Source organism: Maribacter sp. MAR_2009_72, assembly GCF_007827235.1.
Taxonomy (GTDB): Bacteria; Bacteroidota; Bacteroidia; order Flavobacteriales; family Flavobacteriaceae; genus Maribacter; species Maribacter sedimenticola.
Window position 1 is genome coordinate 3,931,813 of record NZ_VISB01000001.1, and the last position, 24,099, is coordinate 3,955,911.

Annotated in this window: 19 protein-coding genes; 14 read left to right on the plus strand and 5 right to left on the minus strand. The window is 37.1% G+C overall.

All coding sequences use genetic code 11. From position 1 onward, the window contains the following. Positions 1 to 41 precede the first annotated feature (41 nt). From JM81_RS16480 to JM81_RS16500, 5 genes are read left to right on the plus strand one after another with little or no spacing between them, the layout of a single operon-like run. Positions 42 to 1,085, plus strand: a complete 1,044-nt coding sequence (locus tag JM81_RS16480) for a Gfo/Idh/MocA family oxidoreductase (protein ID WP_144805022.1) — start codon at positions 42 to 44, stop codon at positions 1,083 to 1,085. A gap of 55 nt (positions 1,086 to 1,140) precedes the next feature. Beyond that, positions 1,141 to 3,132: a pectate lyase gene (gene pelA / locus JM81_RS16485; protein WP_261375114.1), complete on the plus strand. Its 1,992-nt coding sequence runs from the start codon at positions 1,141 to 1,143 to the stop codon at positions 3,130 to 3,132. A gap of 56 nt (positions 3,133 to 3,188) precedes the next feature. After that, a complete protein-coding gene (locus JM81_RS16490) occupies positions 3,189 to 3,989 on the plus strand; it encodes a cupin domain-containing protein (RefSeq protein WP_144805024.1) in 801 nt (266 codons plus the stop codon). Positions 3,990 to 4,014: 25 nt separating this feature from the next. Beyond that, positions 4,015 to 4,755 carry a rhamnogalacturonan acetylesterase gene (locus tag JM81_RS16495; RefSeq protein ID WP_144805026.1) on the plus strand — a complete coding sequence of 247 codons (741 nt, stop codon included), beginning with the start codon at positions 4,015 to 4,017 and terminating at the stop codon, positions 4,753 to 4,755. A 46-nt stretch (positions 4,756 to 4,801) separates the two neighbouring features. Next, positions 4,802 to 5,851, plus strand: coding sequence for an alpha/beta hydrolase (locus JM81_RS16500; RefSeq protein ID WP_261375115.1), 1,050 nt, complete (start codon positions 4,802 to 4,804; stop codon positions 5,849 to 5,851). Between the two features lie 6 nt (positions 5,852 to 5,857). Here the strand turns inward: JM81_RS16500 and JM81_RS16505 are convergent, their stop codons facing one another. Further along, positions 5,858 to 6,550, minus strand: a complete 693-nt coding sequence (locus JM81_RS16505) for an NUDIX hydrolase (protein WP_144805028.1) — start codon at positions 6,548 to 6,550, stop codon at positions 5,858 to 5,860. Positions 6,551 to 6,756: 206 nt separating this feature from the next. Here JM81_RS16505 and JM81_RS16510 point away from each other — a divergent pair, with 206 nt between their 5' ends. The 8 genes from JM81_RS16510 (at position 6,757) to JM81_RS16545 (ending at position 18,302) form a co-directional block, all read left to right on the plus strand. Beyond that, on the plus strand, positions 6,757 to 8,934 hold the full coding sequence (locus tag JM81_RS16510) for a family 43 glycosylhydrolase (protein WP_144805030.1): 2,178 nt from the start codon (positions 6,757 to 6,759) through the stop codon (positions 8,932 to 8,934). 4 nt (positions 8,935 to 8,938) lie between these two features. Next, on the plus strand, positions 8,939 to 10,486 hold the full coding sequence (locus JM81_RS16515; RefSeq protein WP_144805032.1) for an alpha-N-arabinofuranosidase: 1,548 nt from the start codon (positions 8,939 to 8,941) through the stop codon (positions 10,484 to 10,486). A 110-nt stretch (positions 10,487 to 10,596) separates the two neighbouring features. Further along, positions 10,597 to 12,270 carry a ribulokinase gene (locus JM81_RS16520; RefSeq protein WP_144805034.1) on the plus strand — a complete coding sequence of 558 codons (1,674 nt, stop codon included), beginning with the start codon at positions 10,597 to 10,599 and terminating at the stop codon, positions 12,268 to 12,270. 4 nt (positions 12,271 to 12,274) lie between these two features. Further along, positions 12,275 to 12,976, plus strand: coding sequence for an L-ribulose-5-phosphate 4-epimerase (locus JM81_RS16525; protein WP_144805036.1), 702 nt, complete (start codon positions 12,275 to 12,277; stop codon positions 12,974 to 12,976). A gap of 24 nt (positions 12,977 to 13,000) precedes the next feature. Further along, positions 13,001 to 14,500, plus strand: a complete 1,500-nt coding sequence (gene araA, locus JM81_RS16530; RefSeq protein WP_144805038.1) for an L-arabinose isomerase — start codon at positions 13,001 to 13,003, stop codon at positions 14,498 to 14,500. 94 nt (positions 14,501 to 14,594) lie between these two features. Further along, positions 14,595 to 15,701 carry an aldose epimerase family protein gene (locus JM81_RS16535; RefSeq protein WP_261375117.1) on the plus strand — a complete coding sequence of 369 codons (1,107 nt, stop codon included), beginning with the start codon at positions 14,595 to 14,597 and terminating at the stop codon, positions 15,699 to 15,701. An 8-nt stretch (positions 15,702 to 15,709) separates the two neighbouring features. Beyond that, positions 15,710 to 17,329 carry a sodium:solute symporter gene (locus tag JM81_RS16540; RefSeq protein WP_144805042.1) on the plus strand — a complete coding sequence of 540 codons (1,620 nt, stop codon included), beginning with the start codon at positions 15,710 to 15,712 and terminating at the stop codon, positions 17,327 to 17,329. A 154-nt stretch (positions 17,330 to 17,483) separates the two neighbouring features. Continuing rightward, positions 17,484 to 18,302 (plus strand): SDR family oxidoreductase, encoded by an 819-nt coding sequence (locus JM81_RS16545; RefSeq protein ID WP_089259634.1) that lies wholly within the window; start codon positions 17,484 to 17,486, stop codon positions 18,300 to 18,302. 53 nt (positions 18,303 to 18,355) lie between these two features. Here the strand turns inward: JM81_RS16545 and JM81_RS16550 are convergent, their stop codons facing one another. Then, complete coding sequence (locus JM81_RS16550) at positions 18,356 to 18,892, minus strand: YSC84-related protein (protein ID WP_144805044.1); 537 nt, start codon at positions 18,890 to 18,892, stop codon at positions 18,356 to 18,358. A gap of 268 nt (positions 18,893 to 19,160) precedes the next feature. Here JM81_RS16550 and JM81_RS16555 point away from each other — a divergent pair, with 268 nt between their 5' ends. After that, on the plus strand, positions 19,161 to 19,349 hold the full coding sequence (locus tag JM81_RS16555; protein WP_144805046.1) for a hypothetical protein: 189 nt from the start codon (positions 19,161 to 19,163) through the stop codon (positions 19,347 to 19,349). Positions 19,350 to 19,412: 63 nt separating this feature from the next. Here JM81_RS16555 and JM81_RS16560 read toward each other — a convergent pair whose 3' ends face one another. The 3 genes from JM81_RS16560 to uxaC all read right to left on the minus strand — a co-directional run bounded on the left by JM81_RS16560 (position 19,413) and on the right by uxaC (position 24,088). Beyond that, on the minus strand, positions 19,413 to 20,246 hold the full coding sequence (locus JM81_RS16560; RefSeq protein WP_261375118.1) for a DMT family transporter: 834 nt from the start codon (positions 20,244 to 20,246) through the stop codon (positions 19,413 to 19,415). 150 nt (positions 20,247 to 20,396) lie between these two features. Next, complete coding sequence (locus JM81_RS16565; RefSeq protein ID WP_144805048.1) at positions 20,397 to 22,445, minus strand: tetratricopeptide repeat-containing sensor histidine kinase; 2,049 nt, start codon at positions 22,443 to 22,445, stop codon at positions 20,397 to 20,399. Positions 22,446 to 22,690: 245 nt separating this feature from the next. Continuing rightward, entirely contained in the window at positions 22,691 to 24,088 is a 1,398-nt protein-coding gene (gene uxaC / locus JM81_RS16570) for a glucuronate isomerase (protein ID WP_144805050.1), read from the minus strand. Positions 24,089 to 24,099 lie beyond the last annotated feature (11 nt).

Genomic DNA, 24,099 nt, shown 5'->3' on the forward strand with positions numbered 1-24,099 from the left:
ATTTATTGTACATTTATTATAAAGTAACCAAAAAACCAACAATGAAACCAATTAATGTAGCGCTATGTTCATTTGGTATGAGCGGTTATGTTTTTCATGCCCCTTTTGCCGCTAAAAACCCAAACCTCAACCTCTATGCGGTTTGGGAACGAACCAAAAATGAAGCAGTCAAAAAATATCCTGATATTATCACCTTTAGAACGTTGGATGAGCTTTTGGCGGACAATAAGGTAGAGTTGGTGATCGTGAATACGCCAAGTGTTACACATTATGAATATGCCAAAAAAGCCTTGGAGGCATTTAAGCATGTCATTGTAGAAAAACCATTTGTAGCAAGTACGGAGCAGGCAAATGAACTAATTGCATTGGCGAAAAAAAACGATCTAAAACTATCTGTTTTTCATAATAGAAGATATGACAGTGACTTTAAAACCGTACAAAAGGTTTTGGAAAACAATTCCCTTGGGCAACTGGTAGAGGCACACATTCATTATGATCGCTACCACCCTGGTTTAAGCCCTAAAGCTCACAAAGAGGTAGATACGCCAGCCGTTGGCGGACTATATGATTTGGGGTCGCATTTAATAGACCAGGCTCTTCATTTATTTGGCAAGCCAAATGCGGTTTTTGCAGATCTGGAGGTATTTAGGCCAGGGGCCAAAGTGGTGGATTATTTTGATGTTAGGTTGTTTTATGACACATTTAGGGTAACCCTAAAATCAAGCCTATTTGTTAAGGAGGTCACTACGGGCTTTACTCTTCACGGTACAAAAGGTTCCTTTGTAAAATCTAGGGCAGACGTACAGGAAGCGGCACTGCAGCGTGGTGAAATACCAGGGGGTGAAGGGTATGGCATAGAACCGGAGAATGAAATGGGGCTCTTACATGCTGAAATTGATGGTAATGAAAACCGAATTAAGGCGCCCACTTTGGCAGGTAACTATATGCAGTATTTTGATGGAGTAGTGGATGCAATACGAAATGATAAAACCTTGCCGGTAACCGGTGAGGAAGCGACCCTTGTAATTGAAGTGATAGAGGCCTGCCTTGCAAGCAATAAGGAAAAAAGGGTGATTGCCCTTTAACTATCAATGTTCAAACATTAAAAAGGAACATCAGATTTTCATTTATTTGATAATTATGGTCAGGAATATAGTACTCTTTATGCTCCTATTAATTGCAGGTACAACTGTTCATGGTCAGGTTTTAGATCATTCGTGGGGCGAACTGGTAAATTCAAACGAACCAAATTTATACGCATCTCCAGAGATATTAGAGGTGGCGGATAATGTATTGTTGCTTCAGAAAGAGATTGGCGGTTGGCCAAAAAATAAACAGCCCCAAAATATTACGGCAAAGGAAAAGGTACAACTGCACATTGATAAAAATGACAATGTTGGCGCTACTATTGATAACGGCGCTACTACTTTGGAAATGATATTTCTGGCCAAAGTATATGCGCATCATAACCATGAAAAATATAGAATAGCTTTTATTAAAGGATTGGAATACTTGATGCAGGCCCAGTACGAGAATGGTGGTTGGCCACAATTTTATCCGCTTAGAAAAGGGTATTATACCCATATAACATATAATGACGATGCCATGGTCAATGTTATGAACTTGCTAAGGGATATCTGTGAGACCCAAAAATATGATCACTTAAATATATCGGCTACACTTAAAAATGCAGCAAAAAATGCGTTTGACAAGGGCGTAAATTGCATTTTAAAAACCCAGTATAAACAAAATGGGGTTTTAACGGCATGGTGTGCACAACATGATGTGGAGACTTATGCACCCGCTAAAGCTAGGGCATATGAACTACCCTCGTTAAGCGGTAAGGAATCTGCAAAAATTGTGTTGTTATTAATGTCCATTAAAAATCCTTCTGAAGAAATTATCCATTCCGTTACGGCTGCCAGGAATTGGTTTAAAAAAGCTGAGATTACCGGTACACGTGTAGAAAGGATATATAATAGTGATGGTAAATTGATCGATAAGAAAGTTATTGCAGATCACAATGCCAAACCTATTTGGGGCCGATTTATGAATTTAGTTGATAATAGGGCATTCTTTTGTGATCGGGACGGAATTAAAAAATATTCGTTGTCAGAAATAGGCGATGAACGAAGAAATGGGTACCGTTGGTACACGAATGAACCTCAGGAAGTGTTGGATGAATTTTCTCAATGGCAGAAAAATGTCGCTATCAAAGGGACTAAGGAAAACAAGATTGATATTTATAATATGACCGTTGCAAAAGATGGTTCGGGCGATTTTTTTGATTTGCAATCCGCCATTAATGCCGCTAAAGGTTTTCCAGATAAATCGGTTACAATACTGCTCAAGAATGGCATATATAATGAAAAGGTTAAGGTATATGAATGGAATACCAATATGCATATAATCGGTGAAAGCACGGAAAATACCATTATTACCTTTGATGACCATTTCAATAAAATAAATCTAGGAAGGAACAGTACGTTCCACACCCCAACGTTTTTAATAGAAGGAAACGATTTTTACCTCAAGAACGTTACCATAAAAAATACCGCAGGCGAAGTAGGCCAAGCCATTGCCCTCGCTGTACTTGCCAACAGGGTAAAAATTGAAAATTGTAGAATCATGGGTAATCAGGACACGGTCTATGTTACAGGTGAGGGCTCTGTACAGTATTTTAAAAATTGCTATATTGAAGGAACTACGGATTTTATTTTTGGACAGGCAACCGCATTTTTTGAGGACTGTATAATTCATAGTAAATCAAACTCCTATATTACTGCGGCCTCAACACCCAAAGGTATTGCTTACGGTTTTGTATTTAAGAACTGTAAATTGACCGCCCCTAAGAAGGTAACTCAAGTATATTTAGGGCGCCCTTGGCGAACCCATGCTAAAACCGTGTTTATAAATTGTGAAATGGGGAGCCATATTGTTCCTAAAGGATGGGACAATTGGTCCAATAAAGAAGCGGAAAAGCAATCCTTTTATGCGGAATATAATAATACAGGACCAGGATATATACCTAAGCAACGGGTAGAATGGTCATATCAATTAGGGACAAATATGATCAAGGAATATGAAAGAAAAACCATTCTCGGTAATTCCTTGTGGTTTCAGATAGATTAATATGGTGTTCAAGTAATGGTAGAATTCAACAAATTAAAATATAAAGCACTTAACATATGAAAACTAAACTTGTATTATTGTTTGCGTTGGTATTGGGAATGCTATCGTTCACCGTGAATTTAAAACCTAATGTTATGGATGGTTTACAACCTGTTAAATCTGGAGTATATAAATGGAAGGACCATCCGGTCAAAAAGGGTGAAATGAGGGAGTCCAGAAAAATATTGGAAGGTACTGGGTCGCATCTACAATATTTTAGAATACATGCCACTACCCAATATCCCGGTGCAAAACCAAATCCTCCCCATGCAAACGAGGCAAAGGAAGAATGTATTATTGTTAAGGAAGGTACCATGAAGGTGACTATTGAGGGGCAGTCACAAATTCTAGGCCCTGGTGGTGTTATTTTATTGATGCCAAAGCAAATGCACAGTATTGAGAATATTGGGAATACCAATCTTACCTATTATGTAATGCAATATCAATCTAAAAAAAATATGAATATTGAAAGGGGTATTGCTAATGGTGGGTCGTTAATGCTTAACAAAGATTCGTTGGTTTTCAACAAAAGTGAACGTGGTGGTGGTATTCCTTATTTTGATAGGGCCACGGCTATGTGCGAACGTTTTGAAATGCACATTACCCAATTGGACCAGAAAGGACCCAGCCATGAACCTCACGCTCATGACGAAACTGAAATTATTTTAATTTTATCTGGTGAAACTGAAATGACAATTGATGGTAAAGAATATACTGCAGGAGAAGGTGATTTTTATTTAGCCAATTCTCAATTAGAACATGGTATTAGAAATGCATCGAACAGTCCTTGTTCTTACTTTGCCTTTAAATGGAATTAATTTTTACCTGTTATAAAGATTTAAAATGAAATTAAAATTGTTTACCCTATTAGTATTGGCATTTATAGTTACTAGTAATGCACAAGATATAACCATCTATTGCATTGGTGATTCTACCATGTCCGATAAAGTGAATCCTACTGAAAACCCAGAACATGGTTGGGCTCAGGTTTTACCCACTTTTTTTGATGAACGAGTGAAAGTTGACAATAGAGCAGTAAATGGTCGTAGCACAAAAAGCTTTATATCTGAAGGTAGGTGGAGTACTGTGCTAGAAACATTGGCCCCACAAGATTATGTGTTTATACAGTTTGGGCATAATGACCAAAAATTCAAAGATTCTAGTCGGTATACAATTCCGCATACGACCTATCGTAATAATCTAAAACAATTTGTTAAAGAAACGCGTGAGAAAGGAGCACAGCCTATACTTTTTTCCTCTATAGTACGTAGAAATTTTAATGAATTTGGTGCGTTAGTAGACACACATGGGTTGTATCCTTTAGAGGTACGCTTACTGGCTCAAGAATTAAAAGTACCCTTTATTGATTTACAATACTTAACGGAATTGATGGAGACTTCTTATGGTGTAGAGGGTTCTAAAGCATTGCATTTGCATTTTCAACCAGGGGAACATTCGTATTATCCTAAAGGTAAAGAAGATGATACGCACTTGTCTAAGAAAGGAGCGCTTGAAGTTGCTAGTTTGGCGGTAAATGAATTGAAAATGTTAGAACTCTCATTAACCAAATTTTTAAAAAAATAGAACTAGGGTAAAATGTCTTAAAATTAAGAATACAAATACACTATTTTTGAAAAGTGTAATTTTTAGGAATCAACCTAATATCCGAATTTCGGTAAATAGTTTAGAATTTATGAATTTGAGAATTGTGTCGTTTGTTGTTTCAGTTGTTTTAGCAATGTTTTCAAACTCATTAATTGCTCAAAATCTTGAAGGAGTTACAGGTGTTCGAGACACTTCATATACTACAGCATCAGCTTTTGCAAAAGACGTAAAGAATTATCCACATATAAAACTTGTTAAGGAATTTGATTTTGAAACGGTTAAGAAGGAAAGTGATTTAACCTATTGTACTTTAGGTAAAAGAGAATTGAAGCTTGATGTTTTTCAACCGAAGATTAAATCAACAACATTAAGAACCGCAGTTATTATCATACATGGCGGTGGTTGGCGCTCAGGTAATAGAACACAACACTACCCTTTAGCACAGCAATTGGCAAATAAAGGGTATGTTAGTTTTACGCCAGAGTATCGCTTGTCTACAGAAGCTTTATTTCCATCAGCAGTTTATGATTTAAAAGCGGTTATACGTTGGGTGCGTAAAAATGCAAATAAGTATTCTGTAGATTCTGAGAAGATTGTAGTTTCTGGTTTTTCTGCCGGGGGAGAATTAGCTGCTTTTCTAGGTACAACCGCAAATAAATTATTGTTCGAAAACGATAATTGCAATTCTGGGATTTCATCACATGTTAATGCAATAATAGATTTAGACGGCACACTCTCTTTCGTGCATCCTGAAAGTGGAGAAGGAGATGATTCTAAACGAACGTCTGCTGCTACACATTGGTTTGGTTATAGTAAAGCTGAAAACCCTGGTATATGGAAACAAGCATCACCATTAACTTACGTAAATGAAAAGACGCCTCCTACATTGTTTATCAATAGTTCTGTAGCACGTATGCATGCAGGTAGGGAAGACTATATCAATATTTTACGCAGTAATAGCATTTATTCAGAAGTAATCTCTTTTGAGACTGCACCGCATTCATTTGTTCTTTATACTCCTTGGTTTGAACCTACGGTTAAGGGAATAGATAACTTTCTTAAAATGGTATTGTAAAGATTATTAAATTTTAAAATTGAAACCATCTTCTACCTTTCGGTCATATTTTTCTTGATCAAACTTAAATAGATATGCTCCTTTTTTAGAAGAGCTCATATCTTTTTCTTCCAATTTTATTAAGATGTCGAATGAATTGAACTTATTAATGAAATTCCTTTTGTCCAATTTAGTATCAAGAATTGCTTCGTATAATTTTTGCAATTGACGCATGGTGAATTTTTCCGGTAGAAGTTCAAACCCAATAGGTTTGCTTAACGCTCTTCTACGTAACCGTGCCATTGCCTTTTCAACCATTTGGTCATGGTCAAATATAAGTTTTGGTGCATCTTTTAAACTAAACCATTGAATGGGATTTTGTTTTAAAAGTTCCTCATCATGCGTTGCAATATCAATTAAGGCATAATATGCGACAGATATTGTTCTTTCGGCTGGATCCCTATCTACTTTAGAAAAGGAGTAGACCTGTTCCATGTAAATATTGTTAAGACCAGTTAAGTGATGAAGAATCCTAATGGCCGATTGGTCTAAATTTTCTTGTTGTGTTAGAAATCCTCCTATAAGAGACCATTTCCCTTTTTCAGGTTCAAAATCTCGTTGAACAAGTAAAATTTTTAATTCTTCTTTATCAAATCCGAAGATGATACAATCTACTGCGAGTAGCACTTTATCCTCTGTGCTATAATTACTTAAAACCATTTAAAATATTTTGCGAAGGCAATTTAGTAAGTTTAGATTTAAATAATCCAAATAATGTTGAAATTGGGCAATATCTTGGATAATTAGATACAAATTTTGAACTCTTTATTACATTAATGTGCTTAATTGTATTTTTTCTTGCAAATGTAAGATTACTTCGTTTTATTTACATGTGTAAAAAAAACACTTATTAAATGAGGTCAATAATGAAAAAGTTCATGAACTTACGGTTGGTACTTACCCTAACCCTAGTGGCAATGTTTTTAAATTCATGTAATCAACTAGCAGGTACCGAAAAAACTAGCGCATATCTTTTTACTTATTTCATAGGTAACAACCCTGGTGAAGAGTCAATTCGATATGCAATTAGTACTGATGGATTTAATTATACGGCACTAAATAATAATGAACCAATTGTAGAGAATGAAGATATAAGTGGTACGGGCGGTGTACGCGACCCTCATTTAATTAGGTCTAACGATGGCAAGACTTTTTATATGGTGGTTACCGATTTATATGTGCCAGAAATGGGATGGCAAAATTATGCGATGATTCTAATGAAGTCTAATGACCTTATTAATTGGACCTCTTCTATCATCAATATTCCAGAGACATTTCCCGAAACATTCTCTGAGGTGTATAGAGTTTGGGCTCCTCAAACAATTTATGATGAGAAGGTAGATAAATACATGGTCTATTTCTCAATGAAAGAAGGTGATGACCCTGATAAGATTTATTACGCTTATGCAAATAAAGATTTTACGGGTTTGGAATCTGAACCTAAGCAATTGTACTATCCGCCAGCGAATAGTGATAACAAAGCGTGTATTGATGGAGATATTATTTATTTGAATGGCAAGTATCATTTATTTCATAAAGCGGAAGATGGTAACCCCGGTATTAAACTAGCTATTTCAGATAAGTTAACTGAAGGGTACGAGTTGGTAAGCAATGACCGAGTTGATGAAGCAACTGACCCTGTTGAGGGTAGTGGTATTTTTAAACTAAATGATACTGGTGAATATATATTGATGTACGATTTATATACAAAAGGGGGGTATCAATTTACTAAAAGCAAAGACCTTGAAAAGTTCACGGTAATTGATGAAGACATTTCAATGAATTTTCACCCGCGTCACGGTTCGGTTTTACCTATTACCGAGACTGAATTAAAGTCTCTTGTGGCCGAGTTTACTTCTTTTGAAAATCCACTTTTCGAAGTAGGTTCAGACGATGTAGTAAAACAAAATGTTGCGGTATATGCACAACAGAAAGAAATTAGGCTTCCGGTAAAGAATGGAATAAGTTTAGAAGAATTTGACCCGCAACTTAAATCATATCCTGGTACAACAATCACTCCTGTAGGGGCACAAAATTTTAGCAAAGGTCCTGTTGATTATACTATTCAAATTGATGGCAAAGGAAAACAAACGTATAATGTAACTGCTGCCGGGGATCACAACCCGGCAATAAAGGGGTATTATGCTGATCCAGAAATTTTGTTTTCCAACAAGAAAAATAAGTATTATATCTATCCAACTTCCGACGGATTCAATAATTGGTCTGGCACCTATTTCAAAACATTCTCCTCTACTAATTTAGTTGATTGGACAGATGAGGGTACTATTTTAGATTTAAAGAAAGATGTGTCATGGGCAGACCGCAATGCATGGGCGCCTTGTATTATTGAACGAAAAGAAGGGGATAGTTATAAATACTACTATTACTTTACTGCTGCGCAGAAAATCGGTGTTGCTGTTTCTGATAATCCTACAGGTCCTTTCATTGATAGTGGAAAACCACTTATTGATGCAAAACCCAAAGGAATTACGAACGGACAAGAAATTGACCCAGATGTTTTTAAAGATCCAAAAAGTGGGAAAACCTATTTATACTGGGGAAATATGTATATGGCGGTTGCAGAATTGAACGATGACATGGTTTCCCTTAAAAGCAATACCCTAAAACTAATTACACCAGATAAATCATACAGAGAAGGTACCGAAGTATTTTACCGTGACGGTACTTATTATTTTATGTGGAGTGAAGACGATACCAGAAGTCCGAATTATAAAGTAAGGTATGCTACATCTAAAAGTCCAACCGGACCTTTAGAGATTCCTGAGAACAATATAATCATACAGGCTGATAAGACATTAGAGATTCTTGCCACCGGTCACAATTCGGTAATTCATGTGCCAGGAAAAGATGAATGGTATTTGGTATACCACAGGTTTACACATCCAAAAGGAAAAAGTATGGGTAGAGAAGCTGGTTTTCATCGTGAGGTTTCTATTGATAAATTAACTTTTGATAAAGACGGATTTATTAATGAAGTTATACCTACTTTAGAAGGAATTGCTCCACTATTAATAGCACAATAATGATATGAAAAAGCTTACTGTATTTAGTCTACTCTTTAGTCTTTTAGTGGCATGGAATAGTTCTGCACAAACAAAAATTGAATTAACCCATCAAGAAAATGCGCCCATAATTAGCAAACATATCTACGGTCATTTTGCTGAACATTTGGGTAAATGTATTTATGAAGGATTTTATGTTGGTGAGAATAGTACCATACCAAATTCTGCAGGTGTTAGAAAAGATATTATTGAAGCTTTAAAAGAATTACAAATACCAAATTTACGTTGGCCAGGAGGTTGTTTTGCAGATACCTATCATTGGATGGACGGTATTGGCGATTTAGATAAAAGACCAACCATTGTAAATACGTGGTGGGGAGGAACCACTGAGGATAACAGCTTTGGAACACATAATTTTCTAAACCTGTGCAAGGAGTTGGGAGCGGAACCATACCTATCTGGTAATGTAGGTAGTGGTGGGGTGCAAGAATTGGCAGACTGGGTGCAATACACCAATTTTAAAGGTAAAAGTCCAATGTCCGATTTACGTCGAGAGAACGGTAAAGAAAAACCTTGGGGTGTTAAGTATTGGGGAATAGGTAACGAAGCGTGGGGCTGTGGTGGTAATATGCGTGCAGAATATTATGTAGACATTTATAGAAAATACGCAACTTTTATGTCTAATGCAGATGTAGATGGGGGACTCTATAAAATTGCTTCTGGCGCAAATGATGATGATTACAATTGGACGGAAGTTCTTATGAAAAACATACCCAAAAGTATGTTGCAAGGGGTGGCTTTACACCATTATACTGTAATTGATTGGGCAGACAAAGGTCCTGATATTGATTTTGATGAAGAAACCTATTTTAAATCAATGAAACAATCATGGTTGATGGAAGAATTGATTACCAAGCATACTGCTATAATGGATAAGTATGATGCTGAAAAGGAGGTTGATTTAATTGTTGATGAATGGGGCGGTTGGTACGATGTTGATAAAGAAAAAAGTCGAGGTGTATTATACCAACAAAATACCATGCGTGATGCTATGATTGCTGGTATGAACTTGAATATTTTCAATAATCATGCAGACCGCGTAAAAATGGCAAATTTAGCCCAAACGGTAAATGTTTTGCAGGCGGTAATTCTTACGGATGATGAGAAGATGATATTAACACCTACGTATCATGTTATGAATATGTATAAGGTGCATCATGACGCTACATTATTACCACTTACGTTTAATTCCCCTAAATATTCATATGGCGAAGAATCATTACCTGCACTTACGGTTTCAGCTTCTCAAAACTCAGAGAATTTAACCCATATATCTTTTACCAATATTGACGCTAAAAGTAACCATGAGATTACAATCGATTTGAATGAATTGGATATCAAAACTATTTCTGGTTCTATTTTAACATCAACAAGTTTACAAGAGTATAATTCATTTAATAATCCATCAAAAATAACCCCTAAAAATTTTAAGGATTATACCTTGAAGCGAGGTATTTTAACTGTAAGTCTACCTCCGTTTTCAGTGGTGGTTTTAAAAGCTTTACAAGATTAATTAGATAGGAATGTAATGGTGCTATTATATATAATTCTATTTTTTTAAAGTGTATCAATTACACTTATGAGATTAATAGTATATTTATAGCCTAAAATTTAAAAGTGAGAATGAAAGGTTATGTAATAGGCTTGGATTATGGTTCAGATTCCGTTAGGGCCGTACTTATCGATTCCAGTAACGGAGAGGAGATTACCTCTAAGGTCCATTGGTACAAAAGATGGGCAGAACAGCAATATTGCAACCCATCTATCAATCAATTTAGGCAGCATCCTTTAGATCATATAGAAGGATTGGAAATCACTATAAAAGCCGTTGTTTCCCAAAGTAAGGTGAATCCAAGTGATGTAAAGGGTATTTGTATAGATACTACGGGCTCTTCACCGGTACCGGTAACCAAAGATGGTAAGCCATTGGCCTTGGTAGATGGTTTCACTGAAAACCCTAATGCGATGATGGTACTTTGGAAAGACCATACTGCTATTACAGAAGCAGAACGCATAAATGAACTTGGTGCTACATGGGGCGGTGAGGACTTTACAAAATACGTTGGTGGTATTTATTCATCAGAATGGTTTTGGGCTAAAATTGCGCATGTGGTCAAGGAAGATAAGGGGGTTAAAAACCATGCCTATACCTGGATGGAACACTGTGATCTCATGACCTATTTGCTAATTGAGGACAAGAATTTGGCCACATTCAAACGCAGTAGGTGTGCCGCAGGACATAAAGCCATGTGGCATGAAAGCTGGGGCGGACTTCCCCCTAAAGAATTTTTGGAACAATTAGACCCATATTTGGCAGATCTGAGAGATCGCCTATATAATGAAACGTTTACCTCTGATCAGGTTGCAGGCCAATTAAGTAAAGAATGGGCAGATAAACTTGGTTTAACAACAGATACGATTATCGCAGTGGGCACGTTCGATGCACATTCCGGAGCCGTTGGTGCTAAAATAGATGAGCATGCTCTTGTACGCGTTATGGGTACATCCACCTGTGATATCATGGTGGCTACGGACAAGGATATAGACGGTAAAACTATAAAAGGTATTTGTGGTCAGGTCAATGGTTCGGTGATACCGGGATTAGTAGGGTTAGAGGCGGGACAGTCCGCTTTTGGCGATTTACTGGCTTGGTTTAAAAATGTATTGGATTGGCCTATTGATAATCTGGTAATGACATCTAATATTTTATCGGAACAGCAGAAAGCTGATTTGAAAAATGAAATTGAAAATGACTTCATTAGAAAATTATCTGATGCGGCCGAAGCTATTCCATTATCTGAAAGTATACCTACAGCATTAGATTGGATAAATGGTAGAAGAACGCCAGATGCAGACCAAAATCTTAAAAGTGCAATTTCAAATTTATCGTTAGGGAGTAAGGCGCCACATATTTTTAAGGCATTGGTAAGCGCTATTTGTTTTGGTTCCAAAAAAATTGCCGACAGATTTAAAGAAGAAGGAGTTCGAATAGATTCGGTTATTGGTATTGGCGGGGTAGCTAGAAAATCCCCCTATATTATGCAAACCCTAGCAAATGTCATGAATTTGCCTATAAAAGTAGCTGCCTCCGATCAAGCACCTGCTTTGGGTGCCGCTATTTATGCAGCGGTTGCATCAGGTATCTATTCAAATGTGGTAGAAGCAAGTGCCCATATGGGGAGTGCTTTTGAAGCGGAATATTATCCACAAGAGGATACCATTGATGCCTTTGGCAATTTGATGGATTCGTATACTGAACTGGGAGAATTCATTGAATCATCCATTAAAAAAAAGTAGCATTATGAGTTCAAAATACAAAGCGTTAAAAGAGGAATGTTTTGAAGCAAATATTGAGCTTAATGATTTAGGCTTGGTTATTTACACTTTTGGTAATGTTAGTGCTGTTGATAGAAATAATGGTGTTTTTGCAATTAAGCCGAGCGGAGTACCGTACGAAAAATTAAGACCGGAAGATATTGTAATCCTAGATTATGAGAATACTATTGTTGAGGGGGGTATGAGACCTTCATCGGATACTAAGACCCATGCTTATTTATATAAAAATTGGAACCATATTGGTGGTATAGCCCATACGCATGCCACATATTCGGTTGCTTGGGCACAGGCACAACAAGATATTCCCATATTTGGAACCACACATGCGGATCATTTAACCGTTGATATACCTTGTGCAGAACCTATGAACGACCAGCTTATAGCAGGCAATTATGAACATAATACAGGTATACAGATTATAGATTGTTTTAAGGAAAGAAATCTATCGCCCAACGAGGTAGAAATGATTCTTATTGGAAACCATGGTCCGTTTGCATGGGGAACATCCGCGGCCAAAGCGGTATATAATAGCAAGGTATTGGAAACTGTTGCGCAAATGGCCTACCTGACCCTTCAAATCAATCCTAACGCACCTCGCCTTAAAGAGGCATTGATCAAGAAACACTACGAACGTAAACATGGTAAAAATGCCTATTACGGTCAATAACTATAACACTTTATAAAAATTATTATGTTTAACAAGGAAATATGGTTTGTTACGGGCAGCCAAGATTTATATGGGGAAGATACGCTTAGACAAGTAGCTGATGATTCCCAACAAATTGTGGAAGGCTTTAATGCTTCGGGCAAAATACCGGTAAAAATTATTTATAAACCAACGGTAAAATCTCCAATGGAGATAACGGATATCTGTCTTAAGGCAAGTTCCACTAAAAATTGTATCGGTATCATAACTTGGATGCATACCTTTTCCCCGGCGAAAATGTGGATCAAAGGTTTAAGCGTATTGAATAAACCCTTATGTCATTTGCATACACAGTTCAATGCTGAAGTACCATGGGAAACCATAGATATGGACTTTATGAACCTGAACCAATCCGCTCATGGTGACCGTGAGTTTGGCCATATGATGACCCGTATGCGCAAGAATAGAAAAATTATTGTTGGTCATTGGCAAGAAGATAGAATACAAAAGAAATTGGGCAATTGGGCACGTGTAGCCATGGGATGGAATGAGTTTCAGAACCTGAACGTTGCGCGTATTGGTGATAATATGAGAGAGGTTTCCGTGACCGATGGTGACAAGGTCGAAGCACAGTTACGTTTTGGTTTTTCTGTCAATGGCTATGATTCTTCTGATGTAGTTAAACATATGAATACACTTACCCAAGATGAGGTAGATGCTTTAGTGAAAGTATATGAAGAGAGTTATGAGTTAAGTGATAAATTAAAAGCGGGAGGAACTCAAAGACAATCATTAATCGATGCCGCCAAAATAGAATTGGGCCTTCGTAAATTTTTGGATGAAGGTGGCTTTAAAGCGTTTACAGATACCTTTGAAAATCTTGGGGAGTTAAAACAATTACCAGGTATTGCTACGCAACGTCTCATGGCAGATGGTTATGGTTTTGGTGGAGAAGGGGATTGGAAAACATCGGCATTGCTAAGGGCCTTGAAAGTAATGGCCAGCGGTTTGGTGGGCGGTACTTCTTTTATGGAGGATTATACATATCATTTTACTCCACAAAAGGCATATGTCATGGGTTCCCATATGTTGGAAATTTGTCCATCTATCGCAGATGCCAAACCCTCTTGCGAAATACATCCGTTGGGAATAGGAGGTAAGGAAGACCCCGTTCGTTTGGTGTTTAACTCCCCTGCCGGTCCGGCCATTAACGTTTCCTTGGTAGATTTAGGTAACAGGTTCCGTCTTGTGGTCAATGAAGTTGATGCTGTTGAACCCATGGGGAAATTGCCTAATTTACCTGTGGCAAGGGTATTATGGGATGCAAATCCAAATCTGGAAATTGCAGCAACGGCATGGATACTTGCTGGTGGGGCCCATCATACAGTTTATAGCCAGGCTTTGACCACGGAATTTATGGAGGATTTTGCAGATATGGCAGGGATAGAATTAGTGGTGATAGATAAAAACACAACAATTAGGGAATTTAAAAATCAACTTAATGCCAATGAGGCATATTATCATTTATTTAAAAACAACCTATGACAAACCATATATTATGAGACCAATTATTAAAATAAGTTATTTATTTGTGCTGATTAGCATAATTGTGTGTAACGTTAACTGTAAAGAAAAAACAATGAAGACCGATCATAAAAATGACGATGCAACAACGTCGAATCCTGTTACCATTTCTAAGGCAGATTACGGTGTTACAAAAATTGGTGATGAAGTAGAGGAATTTACGCTCTCCAATAAAGAGGGTATTGAGGTTGCTATTATTACCTATGGTGGCCGTATTACTTCAATAAAAGCTGCGGATAAGGAAGGCCGTAAGGAGAATGTGGTCTTGGGTTTCGACAATTTGGCGCAATATGAAGAGAACAACCCCTTTTTTGGTGCCTTGATCGGGCGTTATGGCAACCGTATTGCAAAAGGCAAGTTTAGTCTCGATGATACCGAATATACGTTGGCCAAAAATAATGGCGAGAATAATTTGCATGGAGGACTGGTAGGTTTTGACAAAGTGGTGTGGACAGTGGAAGGTACCCAGGTCAATGAGTCTTCAGCTTCCTTGAAACTTAGTTATTTGAGCAAGGATATGGAAGAAGGCTTTCCGGGGAATTTAAATACAACGGTTACCTATACGTTGAATGCTGACAATAGTTTGGATGTGCTGTATGAAGCCACCACGGACAAGACGACCATAGTAAACCTTACACAGCATTCTTATTTTAATCTTTCGGGCGATTTTTCACAGCTTATTCTTGATCATGAAATAGAGATAGATGCCGATCAATTTGTACCTGTGGATGGGTCGCTGATTCCAACAGGCAAATTGGCATCTGTAGAAGGAACGCCTTTTGATTTTAGAACGGCCAAATTGGTTAGTGAGGGTATCAATGAAGAGAACGAACAAATTGCCCTAGGTGGTGGTTATGACCATTGTTGGGCATTGAATAATGTGGATAAAGGGTATCGTTCCGTAGCAACTGCGCACCATCCGGAAACCGGGAGAACCATAGAAGTGTTAACCGACCAACCGGGAATGCAGTTTTACTCGGGTAACTTTCTGGACGGAACATTGCCAAGCCCAGATGGGGGTACCTATGCCAAAAGAAGCGGTTTCTGTTTAGAGACACAGCACTATCCAGATTCGCCCAATCAACCTAACTTTCCTTCCGTAACCTTAACACCGGACGATAAATATAAAACCAAGACCACTTTTAATTTTTATACTAAATAACCATTACCATGCAACAATTAGACAATTTTGACTGGATCAGTATATCCTTATACTTTCTGTTACTCGTTGGGGTAGCGGTATGGGTCATCAGAAAAAAGGAAAACAATACCGAAGATTATTTTCTGGCCGGTAGAAATGTGGGCTGGTTTGTGGTCGGTGCCTCAATCTTTGCATCCAATATTGGATCTGAACATGTTGTAGGCCTGGCCGGCACCGGAGCAAGTAACAAGTTACCCTTATTGATTTATGAGATTCACGCGTGGGTAGTTTTAATGTTGGGCTGGATATTTCTCCCTTTCTATGCACGAAGCGGCGTATTTACCATGCCTGAATTTTTGGAAAAACGTTTTGACGCCCGATCAAGATGGGTTTTGTCCATATTTTCCATTGTTGCCTATGTGTTGACCAAAATATCCGTAACCATTTATGCTGGTGGGGTAGTAGTTTCCGCTTTGTTGGGAATAGATTTTTGGACCGGTGCTATTGCCACTGTGGTCCTTACCGGTGTCTACACCGTTTTAGGAGGTATGAGAGCCGTGGTCTATACAGAGACATTACAGGCCATTTTATTGGTCGTGGGTGCCGCAGTATTGACATTCATAGGCTTGGATAAAGTTGGTGGATGGGGTAGTATGGTAGACACCTTGGGGCCGGAATATTTTAATATGTGGAGACCTGCAACCGATCCAGATTTTCCTTGGCCATCATTGTTCATTACCAGTACAATTGTAGGTATTTGGTATTGGTGTACGGACCAATATATCGTGCAAAGAACATTAACGGCAAAAAACATTAAAGAAGGCCGTAGGGGAACCATTTTTGGCGCATTGTTAAAACTTTTGCCCGTGTTCCTGTTCTTGATTCCTGGAGTGATCGCCTTAACTTTAAAAATGCGTGGGGAATTGCATTGGGAAAGTGCAGATGAAGCCTTTCCTGTATTAATGAGTAATTTGTTGCCATCTGGATTACGTGGGCTGGTAGCAGCCGGACTTTTGGCAGCTTTAATGAGTTCCCTGGCTTCTGTTTTTAATTCATGTTCTACCTTGTTTACGGTAGACGTATACAAAAAATTACGGCCCAATGCACCGGAAAAAAAGTTGGTAAGAACAGGCCAGATCGCAACGGTATTTGTAGTGATCATTGGAATTATCTGGATACCAATTATGGCCAATATATCTGGCGTACTTTATGAATATTTACAAAGTGTACAATCCTATATTGCGCCTCCTATTACTGCAGTATTTTTATTAGGGATATTCTATAAGAGAATCAATGCTACCGGTGCTTTTTATACACTGGTAATGGGTATTGTGGTCGCCTTTTGTAGAATTGCGCTTGAGTTGGTCAAAGGCAGTTTGGATCCAGATGGAATCTTGTTCTATCTAGGGGATATGAATTTCCTAAGCTTTGGGGCATGGTTCTTTTTGTTTTGTTTAATATTTATGGTTGTGGTTAGTCTTTTGACCGAAGTTCCTGATAAGGAACAAATAGTTAACCTCACATTTGGCACGATAACCGAAGAGGAAAAAAATAAGAACAAGAGCAGTTATAATTGGGTAGACATTACCGTTTCCATTATCATTGTCCTTATCGTAATAGGTATTATGATATTCTTTAACGGGAAATAACTTTTTTCCTATAAATTTCTAGATTGACAGTAACCCATAAAAGGTGGTTACTGTCATTTTTTTTGTTAACCTACAACGTGTGCTATAAATTTTTGTATTTGGGACAAGTAATCAACTTAATAGGGTATACCTTTAATAGATAAAATGTAGACTCATGCAAAAACCAAATAAAAGATTAGAGGGGCAAACCTGTATCGTCACCGGATCTAGTGATGGTATTGGAGAAGCGGTAGCCAAGGCTATGGCCCAAGAAGGAGCAAATATCGTAATCAATTACCATAGCAGTAGGGAAGAAGCGGAAGAAGTCGCTCACTGGATTACCCAAAATAGCTTGTCCGGTAACGCTATAGTAATAAAATGCGATGTCAGTAAAGAAGAAGAGGTGCAATCAATGTTCAAGAAAACCATAGCCGAATATGGAACGGTTGATGTCTGTGTGGCAAATGCCGGTCTGCAGCTAGACCATCCGCTGCACGAGATGCCGTTAAAGGATTGGCAGCGCGTTATCGATGTGAATCTAACTGGTCAGTTTTTATGTGCCAAGGAAGCCATTATTGAATTTAAAAGAAGGGGAATGCGTCCGGAAATTTCGAAATCCCTGGGTAAAATTATTCATATGAGTTCGGTACATGAGGTTATTCCTTGGGCCGGTCATGCTAATTACGCAGCTTCTAAGGGAGGTTTGGTCATGTTGATGCAAACTATCTGCCAGGAATACGGACCGGATAAAATTAGATGCAATTCTATAGCACCGGGAGCAATTAAAACGGATATCAATAAGGATGTTTGGAGTACCAAGGAAGGTAGGGAGGGCATGCTAAAATTAATACCCTACAAACAAATTGGTGTACCGGACGATATTGGAAGTGTTGCCAGCTGGTTGGCCTCTGATGAATCTGAATATATCAATGGGACTACCATTTTCGTAGATGGTGGTATGACCTGTTACCCAGGCTTTACCGCAAACGGATAATAAAAAAAGCCGCCCAATTGGGCGGCTTTACATCAAATGATAAAAAATCGAAATTACTTCATTATAGGAGTAAAATCAAACTTTTGTCCACCAACTGAAGCATCGGCCATTAAACCAGCTTTAGGTAGGGCAAAAACGGCAACACCATCTTTATACTTTGCATTTACGGCTACTCCTGACTTTAGGGCAACGGCAGACGCTTCTGCTGAGAATTCAAAATCCCCTTCTTTAAATTCTGCCAAGTCCTCAGCAGTTTCAAAAAAGATGACTTCTGTAATAGCTTGTCCACCTGCTTGTAAGCCAACACTTAATTTTTTCAAATCTGCCATTCCTATAATGTCTCCATTCTCATAAACCACACCATTTCCAGAGGCTCCACCAATAATAAGGCCTCCTTTACCTACATTAGGAAAAATGACATACCCTGCAGAACTGGTAAAAAATTGATCTAGGCCTACTTCCATGGTCATTAGCTTGTCCTTGGCATCATTGGCGTCTGCGATGATTTTTTGGTCCTTATCATTTTGGGCATGTAAACCAATAGCCAAAAATAATAATAGACTACTTGTTATTGTTTTTAATGTTTTCATGTGTTGTATCTTTTATAATTATACATTCATTTTACATGATTCAAAAGTATAGCCTGTTTCACGCATTTATTGACGTTTTTCCAACGATATTTAATGGTATTCATTAGAAGTTTTTTTAACTGTTAAATCTCTTATAATATTAACATTTCACTTAACATTATTTTAAAACGTATGCTCAAATAATTAAAACTGGTAAGCCTCAATTTTCTTAAAAATTTGTTAATTAAAATTAAAATTTCTAAATTACTTACTCTAATAAGAAAGTATTATGTGCAATAAGGAGAGATGTATTGATTCCAAAATGATATCCAATAGCATAGTATTAATGGCAATTATACTATCCGCATTATATTATTATAATAATGCTGCGGAAATTGAACAAGAAGTTACTGAAGTAATTTTCTCTTCATTAAATGATGGCAATAATAGTTTAGCCGAACAGGGATATAGGAAATAATAGATAAATACTGACCATTTACCCTTAACTACCGATGATTTATTATCGGTAGTTTTTTTGTTCTCAGGTTTTTCTGCCGACAATAACATTGGCCACCAAGGCCGTAACGATCATAAGTATACCTACACAACTCCATAAGGTATAGACATCGCCAAACCAAGTTACACCGATCAAAATGGTAAAAATGACTTCAATATATTTTAATGGGGCTACCATATTGGTCTTTGCAATTTGGAAAGCTTTGGTCATAAATACTTGTCCAAAAAACCCAAATAGTCCTAAGCTCAACAAGCGTATCCAATTTAATCCTATTGGTAAGATCCAATCTTTTATAGAAAGTAATCCCCCTACTACGGTTGCAATGAACATGAAGTAGTTTACAATTACCAATGGATGGTCACTATTTCCAATTTTCCGTATCAAAACATACACCAAACCACTAAATACCGAGGCCGATAAGACCAATACTAGGCCGGTAGAATTTAATTCCTTATCAAAACCTTTCAAAACCAAAACACCACTAAAGGCAAGTAAAAACAAGAACCATTGCACATTTTTTAATTTCTCCCCTAAAAGAAAAACAGCGATTATAGCTGCATATATTGGGGCCATATACCGTAAAGAAACCGCAGTACCAGCGGGTAGATATTGTAATGACATAAAAAAGAGGCTCATAGCGGTAAGACCGGCTAAAGCTCTCAAAACCATTAATTTTCGTTTATTTCCCAAGATGGGGATTCCCATTACCAAAATGTAGGAAGTGCCTAATACCAATGAGCCTACCGCTCTAAAAAAAACAATTTCAAAAGTTGGGAAATCACTTAGATACTTTACGAACGAATTCATTAAACTAAATGAAAAGGTACTAATGATCATGTAAAATATTGCTTTCCTCAAACCTTGTATTTAATACGATAGAATTTCTGCTTGAGGGCAAAACTATATTTAAAAGCTTACAAAACGGTTGTTTTTTTGTGTTGTTTGCAACTTACGGGAATTTATGTACGGTTAATCACGATATTAAACGTCCTTGACCATATAAAATATTTAGCTATTCGCAATTTGGGAATTTGCCTTTGGTACCGTGAAATAGAAGCAGGTACCTTCGTTAAGGGTACTCTCTACCCAGATTCTGCCCTTATTGTTCTCAATCATTTCTTTACATAGCACTAGACCAAGTCCTGTGCCTTTTTCATTGTTGGTGCCATATGTGGTAAAGGTTTCATCCTTTTTGAATAATTTATTTAGGGCTTCTTTGGATAACCCTATACCGGTATCCTTAACATTAATTTCATAGTACTTTTCCTTTTCAGTTGCTCCAATAATTATAACACCGTTCTCCGGTGTAAATTTAAGGGCATTGCTGGTCAAGTTTCTAATTACGATACTAATTTGGTTTTTATCTGACCAAGTAAGGACATTGTCCTCTACCTTGGAATGTATGGCAATGGACTTTTGAATTGCGGTTTTGGAAAGAAGAGATATATTTTCATCAACAATTTCTTTTATATTGGTTATCTCCATATTGGTGACCATACCATCCATTTGGGTCTGTCCCCATGAAAGTAAGTTGTTCAGCGTAAATGAAATACTGTCTATATCCTTACTCATTTGAGGTGTAAAACTCATAAAATCCTCCGTACTGATTTCACCTGATCCTACGAGATTGAACATGGATTTGAATGAACTTATGGGGCCTCTAAGATCATGGGCTATAATGGAAAACAACCTACTTTTAGTATTGTTGGCATGGTTAAGATGTTTTTCCTTTTTCTTGAGCTCTATATTTAGCCGGTTTTGAACTTTATTATTTCTTTTTAGAATAAAAATTATGATCAGGGCTGCCATTACCGCCAAAAGAGCACCATAAAAGTAATATTTTTGACGGGTTACTTTTTGTTCGTTTTCAGCAAGATAGCGTTCTTTTTCCTGGTCAAATTTAAGAGTGGACTTTAATATTCTTAATTCCTTTTCGTTTTTGTTTTCATTTATGGTATCCGATACTTTTTTAAGTTGCTCTAAATAGTGCAGGGCACCTGTTGTATTGTTGGTTGTTTTATTAATATCATAGAGTAATTGTAAATTTTGTTGTTGGTTATCCAGAATATTTAATTGCTCTGCAATTGCCAAGGAATTTTCTGCATATGTTTTCGCCTGCGAATAATTTTTGAGTCCTATATAAGCTTTTGAAATACCTGTGTATAAAGGAATCTTATACCTTGGCTGTTCAATGTCATCATGAATTTTTTCACTCTTCATAAACCATTGAAGAGCCTCATCATATTTTTGTTGTTTTAAGTATATGTCCGCTTTTAATTCGTAGGCAAAAGTGAGCCATTCCGTATAGTTTAAATTTTCAAGTATGGTAATGCTTTCATCTACACTTTTAGTAGCATTGTTTAAATCATTTATCTCTAAATATGATGAAGTCAAATTTGCAAGGGTCATAGCAGTAATTTTGTCGTCATTACCCTGTTTATTGATTTCTGTGGCTTTTATTAAAAAGAAGATAGATTGTTCATAATCTTCCTGTACACTGTATAAATGTGATGTGTTTACATAAAATGTGGTGAGCCAGGTATTGTTTTTTGAGGTTTTTGCAAGTTCAATTCCTTCCAGGTATTCATTAAGGGCTTTGGCATATTCATCTTTGTATTCGTATTCTATGGCCAATAAGTTTTTTGACCTAAATGCCAGTTCTAAATCTTGGGATTGCTCTGCCATTTCCTTAGCGGTATGGAATTTGGCAATGGCATTATCCTGTTCGCCTATTTCAGAATAATAGCTACCTAGATTTATTAAACCTTGTATTTCCCCAGATTTATAACCTATAGATTTACTTAACTTAATTGATGAATTGGATATAATTAAAAGGCTATCCAAATTATAATAACTTAATTTTCTACCATACGTATATAACAGATTAATATACGCGGTATCTTTTTGGTAATTCTTAAGTTTTTGATATGCCTGTATTTGCTGATATAAACTATCCTTTTCTGAGGTTTGCGCCGGTAAGTTGCCGATAGGGATAAGACAAAACAGCAACAATAGGACAAATAAAGGGTGGCGATACCAAATTATAGTATGGAACATCTTGTGATGATTCGTTTTTAAACTTGGTCCAAAGTAAAAAAATTGAAGGGATATGCTTAATTATTGTTGTTGAACAGTATATAATTGTAGGTAAAAACCTACAATTATATGTATGGAGTGTTTGTCAAATATGTCTTTACTAGGTGATTTTTGGATTGAAACACTACAATACAAGTAAGATATATTGTACGCAATTTCCTTTTATGACTATTCCTTAAACGTTCAGCTTTTAAAAATATACTTTATTAAAGTTCAAAATATTCTTTTGCATTATTGTAGCAAATATCTTGAACCATGCTCCCTATCCATTGCATATCATTAGGGAGTTCCCCATTTTCTATTTCTGTGCCGAATAGATTACAAAGAATTCTTCTAAAGTATTCGTGACGGGGAAATGAAAGAAAGCTTCTGGAGTCCGTCAGCATACCAATGAAGCAACTAATAAGCCCAATATTTGATAGGGCATTTATCTGCTTTGTCATGCCATCTTTTTGGTCCAAAAACCACCATCCGGAACCAAATTGTACCTTACCCCTTAAGGAGCCATCATTGAAATTACCGATCATACTGGCAAACACTTCATTATCCCTTGGGTTAAGGTTGTAGATAATAGTTTTGCATAATTGGTCCTGCCCATCCAATTGGTTTAAGTAGTTGGACAAATGTTCCGCCTGTAACCAATCACCTATGGAGTCCCACCCCGTATTTGGTCCCAATTGGTTGAGCATACGGGTATTATTATTACGTAATGCCCCTAAATGAAATTGTTGTACCCAGCCCAATTCATGATAGGTTTTGGAGAGGAACATAAGCACAGCGCTTTTAAAGATATGTATCTCATCTTCGGTAATAGATTTACCGTCCAGTTTCTTTTTTAAAACGGAATTGACCTGGTTTTCACTAAATTCCGATGCGTACATATGAGACAGTCCATGATCGGCAATCCTACATCCGTGTTCATGAAAATAGAGTATTCTTTTACGTAAGGCCTCCTGTAGGGTATCTAAGGAGTTAATAACTACACCTGAAACATCTGATAGTTTTACAATGTACTCATTAAATGATGGTGCATCTATATGTATGGCATTATCTGGTCTAAAGGCTGTGCTGACCTTGGTTTTAAATGTACTTTTTGCAATGATCTTATGGTAGTCCAGACTATCCGTTGGATCTTCTGTTGTACACAAAAATTCCACATTCATGGTATTAAGAAGCCCTTGGGTGCTATAATTGGCTTCTTTTAATTGTTCATTGGCGCTTTTATAAATACTATGTGCACTCTTTGGGGTAAGTAATTCATCTATTCCAAAGTATCGCTGTAGTTCCAAATGGGTCCAATGGTATAGTGGATTTCTCATGGTATAAGGTACCGTTTGTGCCCATTTCAAGAATTTTTCTTCGTCAGTAGCATTACCGGTAATATAATCTTCCTTAATGCCCAACGTTCTCATTGCACGCCATTTATAGTGGTCACCGTCTATCCAAACATTGGTGAGGTTATCAAACTGATTATTATTGGCAATTAACTCTGGCGGTAAGTGGTTATGGTAATCTATAATGGGCATTTTACACGCATAATCGTGATATAATTCTTGAGAAAATTTATTTTCAAGTAAAAAATTACTGTTTAAGAAATTGCTCATGGTCTTTGAAT